Raw genomic sequence first — 849 nt, 5'->3', positions numbered from 1 at the left:
CTGCCGCCGATCCCTGGAGCACGGCTTCCGAGCCCGCCGCCGCTGCCAGCGACCCCTGGGCCGACAGCAGCGCAGCCGCCGACGGCGCGAGCGCCCCGGCCGAGACCGCCGGCTCCGACCCCTGGGGCGGCGACGCGGCTTCGGCAGTCGATGCATCCGATGCGGCCGGCGCGACCGACTGGCTGGGCGCCAGCTCCGGCGCCCCGGTCGATGGCAGCACCGAAGGCGGCCTGGCAGGCCTGTGGCACCAGCTCCAGACCGACGGCCTGCCGATCCAGGCCTGGATCAACGACGGCCTGCGCTGGGTGGTGGAGAACTTCCGCCCCTTCTTCCAGGCCGTGCGCGCCCCCATCGACGCCACGCTGACCGGCGTGACGGACGCGCTGCTGGCCGTGCCGGTGCCGGCCATGATCGTGCTGGCGGCCATGCTCGCGTGGCAGTTCGCCGGCCGCACGCTGGCCATCGGCACCGCCGTGTCGCTGGCGCTGGTGGCGCTCCTGGGCATCTGGCCGGACGCCATGGTGACGCTCGCGCTGGTGCTGACCTCGCTGCTGTTCTGCGTGCTGCTGGGCCTGCCGGCTGGCGTGCTGCTGGCCGCCAGCGACCGCGCCCAGCGCATCACCCGCCCGCTGCTGGACGCCATGCAGACCACCCCGGCCTTCGTCTACCTGGTGCCGGTGGTGATGCTGTTCGGCATCGGCAACGTGCCGGGCGTCATCGTGACCATCGTGTTCGCGCTGCCGCCGCTGATCCGCCTGACCAACCTGGGCCTGCGCCAAGTGCGCCCGGACCTGATCGAGGCCAGCTGGGCCTACGGCGCCTCGCCGTGGCAGCTGCTGTGGAAGGTGC

General features: G+C 73.9%; 1 protein-coding gene. It reads left to right on the top strand.

The genetic code is table 11. The annotated features are described in order from the left end of the window. Positions 1 to 849, top strand: an 849-nt coding sequence (locus A612_RS15955; protein ID WP_019375427.1) for an ABC transporter permease, incomplete at both ends; no start/stop codon positions are given.

It is taken from the genome of Melaminivora alkalimesophila, from assembly GCF_000282995.1.
GTDB lineage: Bacteria > Pseudomonadota > Gammaproteobacteria > Burkholderiales > Burkholderiaceae_C > Melaminivora > Melaminivora alkalimesophila.
The sequence above is the reverse complement of the archived record's forward strand: the minus strand, read 5'-3'. Positions and strand labels throughout refer to the sequence as shown.